Raw genomic sequence first — 18,996 nt, forward strand, 5'->3', positions numbered from 1 at the left:
CTAAAGACAAACTTACTTATGGCAGCGAAACCTAAGGAAACTTTGGAACAATTGCTCGGCCACCTCGGCTTTCCCGCCACGGTGGAGGAGCATCAACTGGATGACGTCCTCCTGCTAGATGTGAAGGCAGATGACGCCGGGCGTCTGATCGGTCGCCAAGGCCAGACCCTTGGCGCGCTCCAATACTTGGTGAACCGCCTGCTCATCCGCCAGGATGCCGCCGCGCCAAAGGTGATGGTGGACGTGGCTGGTTACCGCGCGGAAGCCCGCGATGCGCTGGTGAAGAAGGCCAAGGACGCTGCTGAGAAGGTGCGCCGCTGGGGTGACATCGTGGAGCTGGAGCCGATGAGCCCCTTCGACCGTCGCATCGTGCACAACGCGATCAAGGATGATCCGGATATCGAAACGCACAGCGTGGAAGTGGAAGGAACGACGAAGAAAGTCGTGATCCTGCGCCCGAAACGTTAAGCAATCCAAAACCAAATTTATCCCCGCTCCAAAGGATATTTTGGGCGGGGATTTTTGTTTGGGGATGATCTCAACTTTGCTTCATTCCCGTTAAACTTTCCCTCCACCCAGATATTCTCCTTTCCGTTCTCCGCCATTGCGGTTAGAGGATTCCCTGCGCTTATGAAATCGTATCGCCTGAACCGTTTGTTCAATGCCAAGTCTGGCCGTTGCTTTGATGTCGCCGTGGACCACGGTTTCTTCAATGAACGCGGTTTCCTCCAAGGCATCGAAGACCTTGATGAAAGCGTGAAGACGCTTGTGGCCGCCAATCCCGACGCCATCCAGCTCACCGTTGGTCAAGCACGCCATCTGCAATCCATTCCCGGCAAGCTCAAGCCCGCGCTCGTTCTCCGCACGGACGTGGCCAATGTCTATGGCACTCAGCTTCCGCGCACTTTGTTCAGCCGCATGATTGAGCAACCGGTGGAGCAAGCCCTGCGCCTTGATGCCACCTGTGTTGTCGTGAACCTCTTCCGCATCCCGGAACAACCCGAGGTCACCGATCAGTGCATCCAAAATATTCTCCGTATCAAACCCGAGTGCGATCGCTACGGCATGCCGCTGATGATCGAACCGCTGGTATTTCAAGCGAACCAGAAGGCGGGCGGTTACATGGTGGATGGCGATCTTGATAAGATCCTCCCGCTCGTCCGTCAGGCTGTGGAACTCGGTGCGGACATCATCAAGGCAGACCCTACAGATGATGTCTCCGTCTATAACCAAGTCGTGAAGATTGCCGGTGGCATTCCCGTTCTCGTACGCGGTGGCGGCAAAGCGGCAGACAAGGAAATCCTCGAGCGCACCGAGAAGCTCATGGGCCAAGGCGCACATGGCATCGTCTATGGCCGTAACATTATTCAGCACAAAGATCCGGCAGGCATGACGAAGGCGCTGATGGCCATCGTCCACGAAGGCACATCCGCCACCGAAGCCGCTAAATTCATCAAAGCTTAGTTTTTCGTATTACATGGAATCACCGATTGTCATCGCTATCGACGGCCCCAGCGCCAGCGGCAAGAGCACGAACTCCAAGCTCATCGCCAAAAAACTCGGTTACACCTACGTGGACACTGGTGCCATGTATCGCACCCTCGCTTGGTACTGCCTCAAGAACGGTGTGAATGTGGATGACGAAAAGGCCGTCGCATCCACGATCCGCAAATGGAAGACCACGCTCGTGAATCAAGAGGGTCACGCACGTCTGCTGGTGGAAGGTTACTATCCGGAAAAAGAGATCCGCACCTCCGAGACCAGCGCCGCCGTTCCGAAAGTCGCCGCTGGCCCTAAGGTCCGCGACTGGATGAAGCTGAAGCAACGCGAGTGCATCCAGTTCGGCAACCTCGTGATGGAAGGTCGCGATATCGGCACCAATGTTTTCCCTGAGACGAACTTCAAGTTCTACCTCGATGCTTCGTTGGAAGAGCGCAACCGCCGTCGCGAAGCTGATGGCGTGCAGGAGAACCTCGCGGAACGCGATAAGCGCGACAGTCAACGCAAGGCCGCTCCACTCATGATCGCCCTCGGAGCTACGCTCATCAACAACTCAGGTGAGACCCCCGAGGACACCTCAAACCGCATCATCGCCGAGTTTCACAAGAAACAGGCGGAGTTGAAGAAGTGACAGGCCGATCGCATCGCGACCATTTAACTGCGTGAACACCATCTACAAAATCACGTGGCACTCTGGTCGCCTTGCGTTCAAGCTGTGGTTCCGTTGGCGCATCTACAATGTCGAGCGCGTGCCGCTGGAAGGTCCAGTGATTCTCGCTTCCAATCATGCCAGTTTCGCCGATCCGCCGCTTATTGGATGCTCCATCCCGCGCCAGATCAATTATCTCGCGCGCGAATCTCTCTTTCGTTTCCCTGGAGTTGGCTGGTATCTGCGCCAGCTCACGGCGGTGCCCGTGGACCGCGATGGCGGTGGCGCTAAAGGCCTGAAGATCATCCTCGATCGTCTGCTCGCGGGCGGCGGCATCACGCTTTTTCCGGAAGGCACGCGCACTAGCGATGGCAACCTGCAACCTGCGCGCTCTGGCATTGGCCTCACCGTCATCAAATCGAACGCACCCGTAGTCCCCGTGCGCATCTTTGGTGCGTTCGAGGCTTATGGTCGGCACCTGAAATTTCCACGCATGAAGCCGGTCATGGTGAAATACGGCAAGCCGATGATGTTCGAAGCCTTGCGCGAAGAAGCCAAGACCTGCACCAAGCCGCGCCTCAAAGAGATTTACCAGGAAGTCGCCGATCAGCTCATGGCTGAAATCGCCAAACTGGAACCAAAGGCAGATTAAGTGGAGCGCGACTCTCCGAGTCGCAGCAGGTCACCTGAGCAAAGCAGACATGAGATAACGCATCAGTTTTGTCCTGCCGTATTTTCGAATACCCCGGATTGTTTGATGTTGCTGCGACTCAGAGAGCGTTCCCAGATCTCAATACGGACTTAACCGATAAAACCTTCTCGGCGCCAACAACGGCGGCACGCGTCCCCCTTGTCCGATATCCCGCACGGTGAACGAACCCTCTGGCCGATCATTGATCACCTCCATGAGTTGCCAGTTCGGTGAAGAAAGCGAATCGCTCGACTCCAATCTCCACACGCTCTTCGGTGGAACGATCATCTCCAATTCCACACCCAAGAGCTGATCAATCAAGCCTGTCTTCCAGATGATGTTGTCAAAACTTGCCGTCGTCGGTGCGTAGCTCATCGCCTGCAAGCGCAGGTCAAATGCCACATCATCCCACGATGACCACACGTTATTCAGCATCACAGCGATCACATTCTCACCTGGTTGTAGTAGCCCGATGAACGGCGTGAGGTCGTAATACAAAACATCATTCCCCTGATCGCTCACCGTATCGATGCCCGAGGTCACCAGCTTCACACCGTTCAGATAAATCTCCAGCGCCTTGCCATTCGCTCCGCGCGTGCAAGTGGCGGAGAGCAAAAACTCTTCAAACATTTCCGTGGGCACATTGAATGAGCGTCGGAAATAATACGCATCCTTCTGTGGTGTGATGGATGTCACGATATTACGCGGCCCGCCACCTGTGCCCAATTTGGCTTTGCCCGAAGACCACGCGCTATCATTGAAGCCGCGCGCATACCAATCACTCGCTGGTGTCATCACAGAATACTTCCAAGTCGCACCCAATGGCAGCAGCTCCGTCCAGTTCGCATCATTCGGCGAAGGCATCGCCCGGAAGAACACGTCATCCATCATGAATGAACCGCTCGTTGCTCCATTCACCGTGTAACGCGCACCGACTTCCGCATTCGGAAAACCCGCAGGCATCACAAATGCCCGGTTCGCATACGTCCACTCCGTCGCATTCGTGCCGATGGTGAAGTGTGGTGTGAAATAAAGCGGCCATGGCCGCGCCGGACGTGCATTCGTGTTCTCCGCAGTTACTGTGGAACTCCACTCCAACCAATGCTCCGACGGCTGCGACAGCCCCTTGCTCTTAAAGAAACCGCCCATGCTGTAGAGCTGTCCACTGACGACCGGCATATTCCCATCCGGCGTGCCATACTGGCCGTATTGCGAGATGGTGCCGTTGCTAGTGTGATTCGTTAGGTTCACCTGCATCGCCGAGCGCCCGCCATACACACCACTCGCCGTAGTCATCATATTCGTCCAGCTCAGTTCCCCCGTGAACCACTTGTCCCAATGACTCTCGCTGTTCTCTTCGAAACCGCCGTTCGTCAGCAGATTGCCGTTCATCTGTGACAGCACTGCGAACGGTGCCGAACGCACGGAGCGATCCGCATACACCGCCTCCACCTCATAAACGTATTGTGAACCCGCCTTCAGCAGATAATCCGTGTGCGCCCGTTTATCCCCGGTCAAGGTGATGATCGGAGTGAACGGCCCATCAGGATTCTCCGCCCGATAGATGCGCCAGGCCAAAGCCGAACCGGTGATGCTCCATGAAAAACTCGCACGCCGATATCCGCCGTCCTTCTGCGTAATGACCGGTGTGCCCGCCGGATAAAGCGAGACACCCAGATTTCCATCGCGCTTCTGGTTGCTCCGATGTGTCGCCCAAGAAACAAGTCCCGTGCGATTCGCCCCAAAGTTCTGGATATAAACTCGCCCGGCCAACGAGCGATAGATCACCTCCACTCCGCCATCCCCCGTCACATCTGCCAATGTAGGAATGTGCTTCAATCCACCTGCCACACTCACGGAATTCTTCACCGACCCATCCAAAGCGAACACATACAACGTGCCATTGACCGAAGCATTCGCCGGATCATATGTGCCGATGACAATCTCCTCTGCACCATCACCATCCACATCACCGACTACGGGTGGCGTGGGCAATTGCGGATAAAAATTCTTCGGCCAGCCAGAGCGATCCACCAGCTCCACTCCGTTCCAAGAACGGAATGCGATCTCGTGCGCGTGCGTGAAGCTCAGCACATCGATGCGGTTATCATGATCCGGATTCACCGGGATCATGCACGAGTTGTTCTGCCATTGCGTGACCGGAATCGTCACCGCCGGTTTCCACTTCCGCCACATCACGGTGCCATCGTCATCCAGTATCGTCTCATTCGGCTGCCACAAAGGATTCGATTGCGTAGAACCAACGAGCACTTCATCCAATCCATCCCCATCTATGTCCACCGCGTAGATGTCCGCGCCGAGTTGATACGAACCCGTGATCAGCCGCTGGTTCTTGCCGAATTGTTTGTGCAGGTTGCCGTTGCCATGCAAGCCATGCGGTTTCGTAGCATCAAACGCGGCCACGCTGTCGCTGTCGTTCAATACATACGTCTTCAGCGAAGCACCTGCATCACCACGTCCTAGCGCCAGCCCGGACTCCACCAGCTGATGCAAATGATACGTGTAATTCTTCTGTCCCGTTTGCGCATTGAAGAACATCACGCCACCGGACCATACCTCACCCATCGTGCCCCACTCGCCCGAACCCCAGATGTCATTGATGAACGGATTGAAATCCTGATGATTGCTCGCGCTGTCCGGATCAATCTTCCACGCCGTGACGACTTCTTTCACACCATCGCCATTGATATCCGCCACGATGGGACTAGAGACCTGCGAAGAAAAAACCGCCGTGCTGGGCAGACGCGAGATGAACCCGCCGCCATTGCTCCAATAGAACCCGTTCGTCACCGCCATGAACCCGCTGTCTGGCACGTAATTGGAATAATTCACAGTCGTGGACCACAACACCGTTCCGTTTCCGCGCAAAGCGATGACATTGTGGCCTTGAGTGAAAATGATCTCCTCCAGCCCATCACCATCCAGATCATACAAGGTCGGCGAGACATTGATCTCCTGCGTCGTGCCGCCATAGGGAAAACCCGAGAGCCTCGTGCCATTCGGTTGAAACGCATCCAGATGCCAGAGCCCGCCCGTTGTGCGATACGGCACAATGATTTCCGGCGTGGAATTGCCCGTCACATTGCCCACGGCCAATGTGCCCATGTTCCAGCCACCTGTGCCTGCGGGAAAAGAGGCCAATTCACCAGCGTGCAATGGACTCTTTTCCAGCAAGACCAAGCCCAGCAATAGGGCAACACCTGCGACGCCTTTAGCGCGGTCCGGCAACCATCTGTGCAAGGCACGATACGACATGCGCCTTCTATTCATATTGCCGCTACACTCGTCTCATTTCCTGAAACACAAAATCCGTCTTTGTCCGATATCCATGTCAGTCTTTGACCTACATGCACATGGCCGAGACGAACCAATTTCACAAGCAGGGCCTAAATGTTCTCCCTCTCCCCTCAACGGGGAGAGGGCCGGGGTGAGGGGTGAGAATGTCTACTGGCTATATATGTCGTGACGTGTCCGGCCTACATGCCAGCTCAAAGAAATATCCTTCCCTCCATCACCCGTTTCGCCACACTCCGCCCATGGGGAAAACATTACGCGTAGGCGTGTATGCGGGCAGCTTCGATCCGCTGACCATCGGCCATCTCTGGATGATCGAGCACGGTGTGAAAGTCTTCGATCGCCTCATCGTCGGCATCGGCGTGAACCCGGACAAACGCTACACCTTCGATATCGAAGAACGCGCCGAAATGGTCCGCGCCTCCACCAAGCAGTTCAAGAATCTGAAAGTCGAAACCTTCGGCCATCAGTTCCTAATCAAATATGCGGAATCGTTGAAAGCCGGTTTCATCCTGCGCGGTGTCCGTTCCGAGAGTGATTACGAATTCGAACGCGTGATGCGCAATATCAACGGTGATCTGAACAAAGAGATCACCTCCATCTTCCTCATGCCGCCGCGTGGCATCGCCGAGATCAGCTCCAGCATGGTGAAGGGCCTCATCGGTCCCGCTGGTTGGGAAAGCATTGTACGCGAATACGTCCCGCAACCCGTCTATGACCGCCTCCTCCAGCGCTTCCATGAACGCCGCTCTGCGTAAACGCTGGCTGAAGTTCACCCGCTCCCTCGGCTGGCAAGGCGATGCCAACGCCGTCTGGGAAATGCTACTCACGCGCTACAGCGAACCTGTGCGCGCCTATCATAATCTGGCGCACATCGCCGCCTGCCTAAAGGCCTTCGATGAAACCTCAACCGAAGGCGTTGACCGCAAGGCCGTAGAACTCGCCATCTGGTTCCACGACGCGGTCTACGATCCGAAAGCGAAAGACAACGAAGAGCAAAGCGCCGAGTTATTTGCCCTGTGCGCTCGCGAAGCCGCCTTGCCTGAACTGCTCATAGCGGAAGTGGTTCGTTTGATTCTCATCACGCAACACAAAGCCATCCCGCAGATGCGCGAAGAAAAACTACTCGTGGATGTGGACTTGAGCATCTTAGGCTCAGACACCGAAGCCTTCGCCGAATACGAACGTCAGATCCGTAAAGAGTATGCGTGGGTCGCCGAAAAAGATTTCTGCCATGGACGGGCAGCAGTGCTGGAACAATTTTTAAAACGCGAGCGCATCTACCACACCGATCACTTCTTCCAGCGCTACGAAACCAAAGCGCGACTGAACCTGCAAAAAGCCATCACGCACTGGCGCGAAAAAGCCGCTCACTTGCCGTAAGCCCGCTCCACCTTCGCCACGCGCAGCGCGTAGTTCTCATACCACACCTTCTTGCCCGTCTCCTGCGCCACCTGATGCTCCGTGTGCGCTTTCCAATGCTTGATATCCTCCTCCGAACGCCAATAGGAGACCGTGATGCCAAAGCCGTCCGCGCCGCGCACAGACTCCACACCAAGAAAACCCGGCATCGTCGCCGCCAACTCCACCATACGCACTGCCATGCGATCATACCCGCGATCACCCTCTGTGCGCACGGAACTGAAGATCACCGCGTAATACGGCGGCTCCGGCGTCTTGGCGAATGAGGTGGCAGACATAAATCATCTCCGGCCATCATACCAGATCGCCGCTGTCTCCGCCTGTTTCAGCGTTTTCCCGCGACTAAAGATCGTCCGCAGCATGAAGCGCACATGCTCTTTCTTCGAATACAGATGCGCCTTCCGCGCCGAAGTGATGAGCGGATATTTCTTCAGAATGATGACTTCACGCCCACGCGCTTTCGCGAGCTTCTTCAAACGCTGGCTGAACTCGATCTCCTCACTCGCATACAATTCGAGACTGAAACCATTGAGTTCACGAAACGCATTCGCTTCGCAATAGACGAACGAACCCGCCGCCCATTTCTGCCAGCGGCTGAGCTTGTTCCACAAATCAGCCAGCATGCCCGCTCGTCCGATATCCTGATCAAGCTTCACCGCTGCACCACCCCCAAGAGCGCGACCGGCTGTAATCGTATCCGCCAGATCACCGAGCAATTCCTTGCTCGGTTGCGAATCCGCGTCCACAAAAAGAAACCACTCACCCCGCGCGATGGAAGCACCCGTATTGCGTGCCCGAGAAATCTGGTTCTTCGGCTCAAATACAACGCGCGCCCCAGCCGCTTGGGCGATCTCCGTCGTGCGATCTTTCGAGTTATTATCGCACACCACCAACTCCCATTCCCAACCGCGCTCGGTGAAAGCACTCGCCGCCGCCTTCATCGCCTCAAGCGATTGCGCGATCAACTTCTCTTCGTTGAACGCTGGAACGATGATGGAGATTTTGATGGCCACGGGAGATTTACGATTTTGGAATTACGATTTACGGGGCGCTTGTTTTCTTAATGTATCACGCGCCGCTTTCACATTCCACCCGTTGCGCTCCAGTTCCGCCAGCGCGTCCTCATACTTTGCCCCGGTGAGTTCCACGACAATGCGCGCTGCACGATCACGCAGCTTCACGTTGCTGGGGTTCAGGTCCACCATCAGGTTTCCCACCACGCGCCCCGTCTGCACCATCGCGAGCGTGGTGAACATGTTCAGGATCAGCTTCGTTGCGGTGCCGGATTTCAAACGAGTGGAACCCGTCAGCACCTCCGCTCCGATCTGCGGGGCGATGACCACATCTGGTTTGAATTTCGGTTCAATGATGAGATGCGGATTCAAACAGACGAGCGCGGTCTTCGCCTTACGCTTCTTCGCCTCCGCCAATGCGCCCCAAACAAAAGGCGTGCGTCCGCTCGCCGCGATGCCCACCACCACATCCTTGCTGGTGATGCCGCGAAACTCGATTGCCCTCCCACCTGCTTGCACATCATCTTCCGCGCCCTCCACGGCGGTAAAGATGGCGCGTTGACCACCCGCGATGATGCCCTGCACCCACTCCGGTGGTGTGCGAAACGTCGGCGGACACTCACTCGCATCCAAGATGCCGAGACGACCGCTCGTTCCCGCACCTGCGTAAAAGAGCCGCCCGCCTTGTTTAAATGCCTTCGCCGTCCAAGCGATTACCTGCGCGATCTTTTCCTTCTCCGGCAAAATGGCAGCGGGCAACTTCGCATCTTCCGACAGCATCAGCTCCACCGCCTCCACAATCGGCATCTCTTCCAGATTCGTGGAGAGTGGATTGCGCTGCTCCGTGGGCGATAGTGCCGATGATTTAGGGACTGGCGAGAGAACCGCTTTCGTTTTGAGCGCAGAAACTTTCTTCGCCGAGGAAGCCGTTACTTTACCCGTCGCAGCCAAACGCTTCGCTAATTCAATCGCGCCGAACGCGCCACCGCGCGATTGCTTCAACACCACCGCCTTCGGCCAGCGTTCTTTGATGAGCTTGCCCACTTTATCCGCAAACTTCGACTGCTTCACCAGCACGCTGCCGGCGAGTAGAAATTCCACTGGTGCAGTCTTCTTGGCGAGCTTGCTCGCGCACGCGACCGCATCCTTCGCCAGACTGTTCGCCGCGCCTTCGAGAATATCGCGACCAATCTCATCCTTATCCTGTGCGGCAGCGAAAACCTCGATGGCTAGTGCCGCGATCTCATTCTTCGGCGCCTGCTGCACCCAGCCAATCAAATCATTCGGCTCATTCAGTTGCAGTGCACGTAAGATGCGTTGGCCGAGGCCGGACCACTCGCCATCACGATCGAGGTAATACACGCACGCCTTCAACCCACGCAGACCGATCTCATAACCGCTGCCCTTATCACCAAGGATGTGCCCCCAGCCACCGACTTTGCCCGTGGTGCCATCCGGTGCCTGGCCGAAACAGCATGACCCTGTGCCGCTCAAAACGAGTACGCGTGGCAAAGGCTTTTTGGATTGGCTCCCCGGCTCCGCGAGCAAGGCGGTCTCCAGATCATTCGTCGCGTGGCACGGCACACCCGGCCACACTTGCGCCGCTGCTTTCACAATGCGTTCACGATCTGCCGCCGTGCGCGCTCCCGCCATGCCAACACCGATGGCAGCGGGAGCTTCCGGCAAGGTGGGCAGTGAACGAAAATGTTTCAGCAACTGCTCACCCGTCAGCAAACGGAGATTGGCCGGACCGGCCTCACGCTGCGCGACGACTTCACCCTCCGCATTTGCGAGGCAAACCGTGGTGCGAGTACCACCTGCTTCAATACCGAGATAAAATGGACCGGACAAACTGGACGGCATGCGCCGAGTATTCCGAGCCTAGCGCGGCTGGCAAGCGGATAGGAGGAGTATGCATGTCGCTAGATATGACTACGCGATCTTACGCCCCAATCTTCCACCAAGGTTTTGATTGAGACGGAGTGGGCGGGATGTTTCGGGTCAAAGAGGCAATTTCTTCAAGGTATTCGGTGAGGAAATCTTCGTCTTTCTCCGACAGCCCAGCACGTGCGACACAAATACCCAACACTTCGGCCATCTTTATATCATCCATCCGGTTTTCACGCGCACGGTTGACAAAGAGAAACACGGCGGCTTTCAGCCCTTCAGTATCTACCGCAGATCGCCGAAAGGATTCAGTCGTTTCAGCAATCAATACTGTTATGAATGAATCTTCGGCTTCTGAGGGCATTCATCAAGTATTCATGATGCAGACGCTACAAACAAGTGGATAGGCATCACTTCATCTTCTTCACCAACGCCTCCAATTGATCCGTGCAGATACCCCAACCCACATGAAAGCCCATCTTTTCATGCGTTTCCTTGCTCTCCACAGACCAATGACGCGCACGGGCAGTGTATTTTGTCTTCCCATTACCTGCATCCTCGAAAGTCAGGATGAGCGTCATGAAAGGTCGGCTGGATGGCTCCCAGGCTTTCGTGTAGGCATCCGTGGAGACGATCTTCTCGTTCGGGATCACTTCCAGATAGACGCCGGGGTTCGGCATATCCACGCCTTCCGGACTGCGCATGACGAAGAGGGCGAAACCGCCAGCACGCACATCCATCTCGACGTGCGGCGTGGTCCAAGGCAGCGGCGCGAACCATTGCTTCGCCAGTTCCGGTGTAGTCCAAGCCTTGTAAAGCGCCTCGCGCGGGGCATCGATGATACGGGTGAGGACCAGTTCGCGGTCGGCAGGGAAATTATCGGTAGTCATATCCTAAATCGGTTTAATGGTTCGTATATTGTTACGGTGCTTCATATCACCGTGTTTTCAATGATTCAACGAATGAGAAAACGGATTGAGGACAATCGGGTGAAGATATTTTGGAATTTTTCCTTCGGGCCTGAAAATTAAACGTAACCGCGCTCTGACGGGGAAGGATGCGCAGGATTACGCAAACCATCTCACCCGCCAGAGCGCGTTTTTGGCCCCCTATTGCCAAAATCAATTGGTCACTTTCGCTTTAACGCGAGTACCTTCCATGGGCAGCTTGCTGTTGCGTATGTCTGTGAGCGGTCCCAGTTCATACACGTTGGTGTAGCCGTAATTGTAGAGCGTGTTAAAGGTATAGATGTTCAGGGATGCCCCACCGCTTTTGCTGGCGAAGGCCACCGGTTCATTCAGGAAATTGTTGTTACAATAGATGAGGATTGGCGTGTCTTTTTTAGGAAAGATTTGCGCCAGAGTTTCTGCCGTCACGTCGGTAAGGGCCAGATGCCTGGCCCCTTTCACATGCAGCATCTCGAATTTATCTTTCGTGCGCGCATCGTAGATGATGGTGCCTGGCTGGATGGACAGTTTGATGAACTGCTCTTCAGTGACACGGCGTTGAACGCGCAGTATCGCCACTTTCCGGGCGTCGCTCATGAAGGCATCGTAATCGATCAGGCGGTTAGGGATCTCGGCGGCCTCGGTCAAGGCGGCAAAGCTGACGGTGAGAGTGAGGAGAAGGGCTGGGATGTTTTTCATGAACTCACACTAGTGCAGACGAGGTCTTGAGTTGTCAGGCAGCTGCGAGGAATTTGTAAAAATGTCGTGAGACATCGACCACCTTGGCTGAAGGCATCTATGTTTGCTCTTTTCCACGAAACCTCTATCTTAGGCTCACCGTCATACCTCCTATGAAATGCAAGGTCCTATTCGCCTCGTTATTGATGATGTTCGCCTGGGCACAGTCATCTGTCCAAGCAGCCGAGAAACCCAATGTCCTCTTCATCGCCGTGGATGATTTGAATGACTGGATCGGCGCGCTGGGCAAACGGCCGGACGTGAAGACGCCGAATATGGATCGGTTGGCCTCGCGTGGCGTGCTATTCACCAAGGCGTATTGCGCAGGGCCGGCGTGCAATCCCTCCCGCGCTGCGCTCATGAGCGGCAAGCGGCCCAGCACTACTGGCGTGTATCATAACGACCAGCCATGGCGCCCTGTCATGAAGGACACGGTGACGCTTTCACAGCACTTCATGCAGAATGGGTATCGTGTGGAAGGCGGCGGCAAGATTTTCCACAACGCTTACAATGATCTCGCCTCATGGGAAAAGTGGACGAAGAACCCGGGCTTTCCTGAGCCGAAGAAACGCGCGCTGGAAGGCACGGGGCATTTTGATTGGGGAATGGTGGACGCCACAGATGACCAGATGGGCGATACGAAGGTGGTGGATTGGGGCATCAGCTTCTTGAAGGAGAAGCAGGACAAGCCGTTTTTCTTGGCCGTAGGCATGATCAAACCGCACCTGCCCTTCTACGCGCCGAAAAAGTATTTCGACATGTATCCGATCGATAAGGTGAAGACACCGAAAGTCCAGGCTGATGACCTTGCGGATGTGCCACCGGCTGGTGTGAAGATGGCGAAGCCGCAGGGGGATCATAAGAAGGTCGTCGAAGCGAAGGAATGGGAGCATGCTGTGCAATCTTACCTCGCGTGCATCACTTATACGGATGCACAGATCGGTCGGCTCATCGATGCCTTGGACGCCAGCCCCTATGCGAAGAATACGATCATCGTGCTATGGAGCGATCACGGCTGGCACCTTGGCGAGAAGGAGCACTGGCGGAAGTTCGCCCTGTGGGAAGAGGCCACGCGCGTGGTCTTCATGGCGGTGGTTCCCGGCATGACAAAAGCGAAACAGGAATGCGCCCGCACGGTGAACCTGCTCGATATCTATCCCACCATGATCGATCTGTGCGGTTTGCCTAAGCGCGATGGCATCGAAGGCAACAGCCTCGTGCCCTTGCTCAAAGACCCGAAAGCGAAATGGGAGCATCCCTCCATCACTACGCACGGACGGAACAATCACGCCGTGCGCACGGAACGCTGGCGCTACATCCGTTATGAAGACGGCAGCGAGGAACTCTATGATCACGATGCCGATCCGCTGGAATGGAAGAACCTCGCGAGCGATGCGAAATTCGCCAGCGTGAAGGCGGAGTTGATCAAATCATTGCCCGCCGTTAACGCACCGGATGCGCCCAAGGAAAAGGCGGCGAAGGATGACGAGGATGATCGCCCTAAGAAAAAGAAGAAGGGTGCGTGAGTCAGAGCCTGTAGTCGCCGACGTGAGTCGGTGCTGACTTGTTGCATGTAGTCAACCCGATGAATCTCAGTCGGCTAAGGCAGCGTATGCCCCGGCACCGCCTTCAATCCCATGCTGCACAACGGCGCATCCGCTATAGTCAGGCCGAGTGAGTAAGTGCCATCCTCCGGGCATTTCGGCAGTTCACCGCCTTTTATATATTTCAGGACATCTTTCATCTCCACGGTGTCCGTGCCGAGCTTGTGATTATCCAGGGCCCACTGTTTCACTGCGCCATCAATCTGTTTGAGATTCGCGGAACAGGACGCTTTCGCAGCTCCAGCTTGTGGATCGAGATACTTCGGCAAAATCGTAATCGAAAGAATGATGACGACGACCAGGAATACGACATGCGGCCAAGGGAGCTCAGCCGAGCCTTTGCCCTTGGCTGGAGCTGCAGGTTCAATGACAGGCGGAATCGCTGGCCCACAACCTTCTGGCTGTGGTTTGATTGGCTCTGTCGGCTCGCTCATAGAAATCTCCCTAATGCTGTTCCACATCAGCATGAAAATCAAGGGGTGAGCATTCCATGGCTCTTGCGTCCTCCGAGCCTCCGTGGTGAATCGTAAAAACAAAACCCCGGAAGCCTTACGACTTCCGAGGTTTGAATTTTTGTTCCGTTGGGAACGCTATCGCTTAGCGGCCCTTCGGCAGCGCCGTGCGACCTGCATACACAGCGTTGTCACCCAGCAACTGCTCGATGCGCAGCAACTGGTTGTACTTGGCCGTGCGGTCCGTGCGGCTCAGGGAGCCGGTCTTGATCTGACCGCAGTTCGTGGCCACCGCGATGTCCGCGATCGTCGCGTCTTCCGTCTCACCGGAGCGGTGGGAGAGAACGGCGGTGTATTTGCTGATCTGCGCGAGACGGACGGCGTCCAGCGTCTCGGTCAAGGAACCGATCTGGTTCACCTTCACGAGGATGGAGTTGGCCGTGCCGGTATCGATGCCCTTCTGGAGGAACTTCGTGTTCGTCACGAAGAGATCGTCACCCACGAGCTGCGTCGTGCCGCCGAGCTTGTCCGTGAGCTTCTTCCACGTTTTCCAGTCGCCTTCGGCGCAACCGTCTTCGATGGAGACGATCGGATACTTCGCGCACAGGTTCGCGTAGAATTCCACCATCTCGTCACCCGTCAGCTTCTGGCCGCTGCTCTTCTTGAAGACGTAAGTCTCATTGCCCGTGTAGAATTCGGAGGCCGCCACGTCGAGCGCCAGGAAGATGTCCTTGCCCGCCTTGTAACCGGCGTCCTTAACTGCTTGCAGAATGGCTTCCAACGCGGCTTCCGCGCTGTCCAGCTTCGGGGCGAAACCACCTTCATCACCCACGGCCGTGCTCAGGCCCTTCTTCTTCAAGACACCCTTCAGCGCGTGGAAGATCTCCGTGATAGCTTGCAGACCTTCGCTGAAGGTGTTGAAGCCGTGCGGCATGACCATGAACTCTTGGAAATCGATCGGAGCGTCCGAGTGCGCGCCACCGTTGATGACGTTCGCCATCGGGACGGGGAGAACCTTGGCGTTAGGTCCACCGAGGTACTTGAACACCGGCTGACCAAGGGCCGCAGCAGCGGCCTTAGCGTTCGCGAGGGAGACGGCGAGGATGGCGTTCGCACCGAGCTTGGACTTCGTTTCGGTGCCGTCCAGCGCGAGCATGATGTTATCCACCGTGAGCTGGTCGAGGGCGTCCACGCCCACGAGTTCCGGGGCGATCTTGGTGGTCACATTCTTGACCGCCTTGGTCACGCCCTTGCCGAGATAGCGCTTCTTATCACCGTCGCGGAGTTCAATGGCTTCGTGCTCACCCGTGCTGGCGCCAGAGGGCACCGCAGCGCGACCGGCGGCGCCGCCTTCGAGGATCACATCAACTTCAACGGTGGGATTGCCGCGTGAATCAAGGATTTCGCGGGACTGGATTTCAACAATGGTTGTCATATTAAAAGCTTATTAAGCAAAATGTCCGCGCATGGTAGAGGCCGGAAGGGAAGTTGGAAGCGTAAAATTTTCCCGCAAAAGCATAGGCCCCACCGGTGCAACCGACCTTGTTTCCCATGAATGTCCGTGTCATCCTGCGCGTCAGCATTTACGCGTATGAAGGTCCTTCCTCGCATCACGGCTTCGTTGCTCGCTCTCACGGTCTTTTCTTCCCTGACGCCAGCCACTCGCGCGGCGGATACGTTTGATCCCGCCGTCAAAGATTTCGTCGAACGGTTTCAAGGCAAAGGTGCCTTGAACGATGGCTCCAAGCCGCTCACGCCAGAGGAAACCATCAAGCGCTTCGTCGTGCCGCCAGAATTGGAAGTGCAAGTGGTCGGGGCGGAACCGCTCATCCGTCAGCCGCTGAACATCCACTTCGATGAACGCGGGCGCATGTGGGTGGTGCAATATCTGCAATACCCTTTCCCGGCCGGATTGAAGGTCGTGAAATACGATCAATATATCCGCGCCGTGTTCGATAAAGTTCCGCCTCCTCCGCCGAACCATTTCAAAGGCGCGGACAAGATCACCATCCACGAAGACACAGATGGCGATGGTGTCTTCGACAAGAGCAAGACCTTCATGGATGGTCTGAACATCGCCACCAGCGTGGCCGTGGGCCGTGGCGGTGTGTGGGTGCTGAATCCGCCGTATCTCCTTTTCTATCCTGACAAAAATCGCGATGACATTCCCGATGGTCCGCCGGTCGTGAAGCTCTCCGGCTTTGGCCTGGAAGACACGCACGCTGTGGCAACCAGTTTGCATTGGGGACCGGACGGCTGGCTCTATGGTGCGAATGGCAGCACCACGACGGGTAATGTGAAGGGCGTCCACTTCCTTGGCCAAGCCATCTGGCGTTATCATTCTGAACTGGATGTCTTCGAGATTTTCGCGGAAGGCGGTGGCAACACGATGAGCGTGGAGTTCGATAAACGCGGACGCACTTTCTCGGGCACGAATTACGGTGATACACGCGGCATGCATTACGAGCAGGGCAGTCGCGGCATCAAGAACTGGGGCAAGCACGGCCCGCTCATGAACCCGTATTCCTTCGGTTGGTTCGAGCACATGGCGCACGATGGCTACAAGCCGCGCTTTACCCAGAGCATGATCATATACGAGGGCGGTGCGATTCCTTCTCTCGAGGACAAACTCATCTCCAGCATGTCGCTGATGAATCGCGTGATCGCGTCCGAGATGCTGCCGGACACGTCCACGTATCGCACGCGCGATCTCGATCCGCTCATGCTCACGGATGACCGCTGGTTCCGCGTAGTGGATACGCGCCTGGGCCCGGATGGCGCGATTTATCTCGCAGACTGGTATGACAGTCGCCTCACGCATGTGGACCCGCGCGATACGTGGGATCGCGACCACGGCCGCATCTATCGTCTGCAAGCGAAGGGCGGGAAACCTATCGCTCCCTTCGATCTCGGCAAGCTCAGCAGCAAGGAACTTATCCCGTATCTCTCCAATGCAAATAAGTGGTTCCGCCAAACCGCCGTGCGCCTGCTCTATGACCGCAAAGACCAGAGCCTTGTGCCAGCCTTGCGCGAACTGGTGACGAAGAACGATGGCCAAGTAGCCCTCGACGCCTTCTGGGCACTGAACGCCAGCGGCGGTTTCAATGGCGATTTCGCCCTGCAAACGCTGAACCATCCGAATGCCGATGTCCGCACCTGGACCATTCGTCTCTTGGGCGACCAGCACAAGGTGACTGCCTCACAACAACAGAAGCTCCTCGCCCTAGCGCGTAGTGAAAAGGATGTCTATGTGCGCGTACAACTCGCTGCTTCGTGCCGTCGTCTGCCTGCACCAGTTGCCATTCCCATCTTGCGCGAACTCATGCTCCGCACTGAGGATGTGAATGATAAACACATCCCGCTCATGCTCTGGTGGGCCTTGGAAGATAAGGCGATCACCGGTCGCTCGATGGTGCTGGATCTGTTGAAGGAAACGCCGTTCTGGCATTCACCCATCGTGAGCCAGCACATCATCGCACGGCTCGGGCAGCGTTATACGGCAGAGCGCACGGAAGAAAACCTGAACACTGCCGCGCAACTCCTCGCCATGGCCCCCACGCCGGAAGACGTGGATAAATTGGTGAAGGGCATGGAGCAAGGCCTGCAAGGGGACACGGTGAAAGCCGTCCCGGCCGCCTTGAGCAAACAAGTTGCCGAAGTGTGGAAGACGCGCCCCGCCAGCGGCACGCTCATCAGCTTCGCCACGCGCCTCGGCTACGAACAAGCAGCTACGGCGGCGCTGGATAAAGTCGCCGATGCCAAGACGCCCGCGAAAGATCGTCGCCAATATCTCGAACTGCTTTCTGAACGCCGAGTCACAGCGGCTGTGCCCGTTTTCCTGAATCTGCTGCGCACTGAAAAGACCGAAAGCTTCCGCCTCGATCTGTTGAATTCGCTGCAACGCTTCGGTGATGCGAGCATCGCCGCGACCATCCTGGAGCTTTATCCATCCTTGAACGTCAAGCTCCGCGCCACGGCTCAAACGATTCTCACGAGCCGCAAAGACTGGTCGCAGCAATTGCTGGAAGCGGTGGATAAGGGCGCGTTGAAGCCGGAGCAGGTCACCAGCTTGAATCTCGCGGCCATCCAGAATCATAAAGACGCCGCGCTGGATAAACTCATCCAGAAACACTGGGGCCGCCTGCGCCAAAGCCCGAAGGAGATCGAGGACAAGATCCAGTCCGTGCGTACACTATTGGCAAAGGGCAAAGGTGACGCCGTCGCGGGCAAAGAAATCTTCACGCTGGTCTGTGGCACCTGCCACAACCTCTTCGGTGAAGGCGCGAAGATCGGTCCTGAACTCACCGGTTACGAGCGTGACAACCTGGACTTCATGCTCCCCGCCATCATCGATCCGAGCTTGGGCATCCGCGAGGAATACACCGTCTTCAACGTGACCACGAAAGACGACCAGACTATCACCGGTTTCCTGGAAGAGAACACGCCGCAGTTCATCACCGTGAAAGACCCGACCGGTAACAAGATCCGCCTCGCCCGTGAACAAGTGAAATCCCTCGAAGCCTCCCACACCTCCCTCATGCCCGAAGGCCTGGCCGATGCGCTGGATGAAAAGCAGTTGCGGGACTTGTTCGCGTATCTGATGAAGAAGTAGGCAGCCAATTACTTCCATTTATTCACTACTGGTTTCAGTGCTTTGCGCGCTTTCTTCAAATCACGTGACCATTTCGCGGCTTCACGGGTTGTGAGCGATGTCTCTTTAAGCGCTTCGGCCAGTTCTCTGCCGCTTACTGCCTTCTTCATCCGCCAACATGACATGA

The 18,996-nt window shown here is 56.3% G+C and carries 18 protein-coding genes; 8 read left to right on the plus strand and 10 right to left on the minus strand.

Features of this window, described 5'->3' with window-relative positions; genetic code table 11:
- Positions 1 to 18: 18 nt before the first annotated feature.
- The 4 genes from VGH19_09410 to VGH19_09425 all read left to right on the plus strand — a co-directional run bounded on the left by VGH19_09410 (position 19) and on the right by VGH19_09425 (position 2,801).
- Positions 19 to 468, plus strand: coding sequence for a R3H domain-containing nucleic acid-binding protein (locus tag VGH19_09410; protein HEY1171574.1), 450 nt, complete (start codon positions 19 to 21; stop codon positions 466 to 468).
- Between the two features lie 162 nt (positions 469 to 630).
- The gene (locus tag VGH19_09415; protein HEY1171575.1) at positions 631 to 1,464 is read left to right on the plus strand and encodes an aldolase; all 834 of its coding nucleotides are present in this window, start codon (positions 631 to 633) and stop codon (positions 1,462 to 1,464) included.
- A 13-nt stretch (positions 1,465 to 1,477) separates the two neighbouring features.
- Entirely contained in the window at positions 1,478 to 2,131 is a 654-nt protein-coding gene (cmk, locus tag VGH19_09420) for a (d)CMP kinase (protein ID HEY1171576.1), read from the plus strand.
- A gap of 31 nt (positions 2,132 to 2,162) precedes the next feature.
- The gene (locus VGH19_09425) at positions 2,163 to 2,801 is read left to right on the plus strand and encodes a lysophospholipid acyltransferase family protein (GenBank protein HEY1171577.1); all 639 of its coding nucleotides are present in this window, start codon (positions 2,163 to 2,165) and stop codon (positions 2,799 to 2,801) included.
- Between the two features lie 138 nt (positions 2,802 to 2,939).
- Here VGH19_09425 and VGH19_09430 read toward each other — a convergent pair whose 3' ends face one another.
- Complete coding sequence (locus VGH19_09430) at positions 2,940 to 6,116, minus strand: VCBS repeat-containing protein (GenBank protein ID HEY1171578.1); 3,177 nt, start codon at positions 6,114 to 6,116, stop codon at positions 2,940 to 2,942.
- Between the two features lie 281 nt (positions 6,117 to 6,397).
- Here VGH19_09430 and coaD point away from each other — a divergent pair, with 281 nt between their 5' ends.
- Both coaD and VGH19_09440 read left to right on the plus strand, forming a co-directional pair.
- On the plus strand, positions 6,398 to 6,913 hold the full coding sequence (coaD, locus tag VGH19_09435; protein HEY1171579.1) for a pantetheine-phosphate adenylyltransferase: 516 nt from the start codon (positions 6,398 to 6,400) through the stop codon (positions 6,911 to 6,913).
- The gene (locus VGH19_09440) at positions 6,870 to 7,538 is read left to right on the plus strand and encodes a hypothetical protein (GenBank protein ID HEY1171580.1); all 669 of its coding nucleotides are present in this window, start codon (positions 6,870 to 6,872) and stop codon (positions 7,536 to 7,538) included. Before coaD ends, VGH19_09440 begins: the two co-directional genes overlap by 44 nt.
- Here the strand turns inward: VGH19_09440 and VGH19_09445 are convergent.
- From VGH19_09445 to VGH19_09470, 6 genes are all read right to left on the minus strand, one after another.
- Positions 7,526 to 7,855: an antibiotic biosynthesis monooxygenase gene (locus VGH19_09445; protein ID HEY1171581.1), complete on the minus strand. Its 330-nt coding sequence runs from the start codon at positions 7,853 to 7,855 to the stop codon at positions 7,526 to 7,528. The two genes, VGH19_09440 and VGH19_09445, sit on opposite strands and share 13 nt — an antisense overlap.
- A gap of 3 nt (positions 7,856 to 7,858) precedes the next feature.
- A complete protein-coding gene (locus VGH19_09450) occupies positions 7,859 to 8,590 on the minus strand; it encodes a glycosyltransferase (GenBank protein HEY1171582.1) in 732 nt (243 codons plus the stop codon).
- A gap of 21 nt (positions 8,591 to 8,611) precedes the next feature.
- Complete coding sequence (locus VGH19_09455) at positions 8,612 to 10,453, minus strand: N-acetylmuramic acid 6-phosphate etherase (GenBank protein ID HEY1171583.1); 1,842 nt, start codon at positions 10,451 to 10,453, stop codon at positions 8,612 to 8,614.
- 79 nt (positions 10,454 to 10,532) lie between these two features.
- Positions 10,533 to 10,841 carry a hypothetical protein gene (locus VGH19_09460; protein ID HEY1171584.1) on the minus strand — a complete coding sequence of 103 codons (309 nt, stop codon included), beginning with the start codon at positions 10,839 to 10,841 and terminating at the stop codon, positions 10,533 to 10,535.
- Between the two features lie 46 nt (positions 10,842 to 10,887).
- Positions 10,888 to 11,367, minus strand: a complete 480-nt coding sequence (locus VGH19_09465) for an SRPBCC family protein (protein HEY1171585.1) — start codon at positions 11,365 to 11,367, stop codon at positions 10,888 to 10,890.
- A gap of 231 nt (positions 11,368 to 11,598) precedes the next feature.
- The gene (locus tag VGH19_09470; GenBank protein ID HEY1171586.1) at positions 11,599 to 12,123 is read right to left on the minus strand and encodes a rhodanese-like domain-containing protein; all 525 of its coding nucleotides are present in this window, start codon (positions 12,121 to 12,123) and stop codon (positions 11,599 to 11,601) included.
- 152 nt (positions 12,124 to 12,275) lie between these two features.
- On the opposite strand from VGH19_09470, the gene VGH19_09475 reads away from it, so the two are divergent.
- Entirely contained in the window at positions 12,276 to 13,688 is a 1,413-nt protein-coding gene (locus VGH19_09475; GenBank protein HEY1171587.1) for a sulfatase, read from the plus strand.
- A gap of 74 nt (positions 13,689 to 13,762) precedes the next feature.
- Here VGH19_09475 and VGH19_09480 read toward each other — a convergent pair whose 3' ends face one another.
- The gene (locus VGH19_09480) at positions 13,763 to 14,200 is read right to left on the minus strand and encodes a hypothetical protein (GenBank protein HEY1171588.1); all 438 of its coding nucleotides are present in this window, start codon (positions 14,198 to 14,200) and stop codon (positions 13,763 to 13,765) included.
- Between the two features lie 163 nt (positions 14,201 to 14,363).
- A complete protein-coding gene (gene eno, locus VGH19_09485) occupies positions 14,364 to 15,653 on the minus strand; it encodes a phosphopyruvate hydratase (GenBank protein ID HEY1171589.1) in 1,290 nt (429 codons plus the stop codon).
- 156 nt (positions 15,654 to 15,809) lie between these two features.
- On the opposite strand from eno, the gene VGH19_09490 reads away from it, so the two are divergent.
- Positions 15,810 to 18,830: a dehydrogenase gene (locus tag VGH19_09490; GenBank protein HEY1171590.1), complete on the plus strand. Its 3,021-nt coding sequence runs from the start codon at positions 15,810 to 15,812 to the stop codon at positions 18,828 to 18,830.
- 8 nt (positions 18,831 to 18,838) lie between these two features.
- Here the strand turns inward: VGH19_09490 and VGH19_09495 are convergent, their stop codons facing one another.
- The gene (locus tag VGH19_09495; protein ID HEY1171591.1) at positions 18,839 to 18,994 is read right to left on the minus strand and encodes a hypothetical protein; all 156 of its coding nucleotides are present in this window, start codon (positions 18,992 to 18,994) and stop codon (positions 18,839 to 18,841) included.
- Between the last annotated feature and the right edge of the window lie 2 nt (positions 18,995 to 18,996).

Source organism: Verrucomicrobiia bacterium (assembly GCA_036405135.1).
Classification (GTDB): domain Bacteria; phylum Verrucomicrobiota; class Verrucomicrobiia; order Limisphaerales; family JAEYXS01; genus JAEYXS01.

What these genes read in the sequence shown, in the direction of transcription:
- VGH19_09410 (HEY1171574.1), top strand. Translation starts at nt 19, where the DNA reads ATGGCAGCGAAACCTAAGGAAACTTTGGAACAATTGCTCGGCCACCTC.
- VGH19_09415 (HEY1171575.1), top strand. Translation starts at nt 631, where the DNA reads ATGAAATCGTATCGCCTGAACCGTTTGTTCAATGCCAAGTCTGGCCGT.
- cmk (HEY1171576.1), top strand. Translation starts at nt 1,478, where the DNA reads ATGGAATCACCGATTGTCATCGCTATCGACGGCCCCAGCGCCAGCGGC.
- VGH19_09430 (HEY1171578.1), bottom strand. Translation starts at nt 6,116, where the DNA reads ATGTCGTATCGTGCCTTGCACAGATGGTTGCCGGACCGCGCTAAAGGC.
- coaD (HEY1171579.1), top strand. Translation starts at nt 6,398, where the DNA reads ATGGGGAAAACATTACGCGTAGGCGTGTATGCGGGCAGCTTCGATCCG.
- VGH19_09440 (HEY1171580.1), top strand. Translation starts at nt 6,870, where the DNA reads ATGACCGCCTCCTCCAGCGCTTCCATGAACGCCGCTCTGCGTAAACGC.
- VGH19_09445 (HEY1171581.1), bottom strand. Translation starts at nt 7,855, where the DNA reads ATGTCTGCCACCTCATTCGCCAAGACGCCGGAGCCGCCGTATTACGCG.
- VGH19_09455 (HEY1171583.1), bottom strand. Translation starts at nt 10,453, where the DNA reads ATGCCGTCCAGTTTGTCCGGTCCATTTTATCTCGGTATTGAAGCAGGT.
- VGH19_09460 (HEY1171584.1), bottom strand. Translation starts at nt 10,841, where the DNA reads ATGCCCTCAGAAGCCGAAGATTCATTCATAACAGTATTGATTGCTGAA.
- VGH19_09465 (HEY1171585.1), bottom strand. Translation starts at nt 11,367, where the DNA reads ATGACTACCGATAATTTCCCTGCCGACCGCGAACTGGTCCTCACCCGT.
- VGH19_09470 (HEY1171586.1), bottom strand. Translation starts at nt 12,123, where the DNA reads ATGAAAAACATCCCAGCCCTTCTCCTCACTCTCACCGTCAGCTTTGCC.
- VGH19_09475 (HEY1171587.1), top strand. Translation starts at nt 12,276, where the DNA reads ATGAAATGCAAGGTCCTATTCGCCTCGTTATTGATGATGTTCGCCTGG.
- VGH19_09480 (HEY1171588.1), bottom strand. Translation starts at nt 14,200, where the DNA reads ATGAGCGAGCCGACAGAGCCAATCAAACCACAGCCAGAAGGTTGTGGG.
- eno (HEY1171589.1), bottom strand. Translation starts at nt 15,653, where the DNA reads ATGACAACCATTGTTGAAATCCAGTCCCGCGAAATCCTTGATTCACGC.
- VGH19_09490 (HEY1171590.1), top strand. Translation starts at nt 15,810, where the DNA reads ATGAAGGTCCTTCCTCGCATCACGGCTTCGTTGCTCGCTCTCACGGTC.
- VGH19_09495 (HEY1171591.1), bottom strand. Translation starts at nt 18,994, where the DNA reads ATGTCATGTTGGCGGATGAAGAAGGCAGTAAGCGGCAGAGAACTGGCC.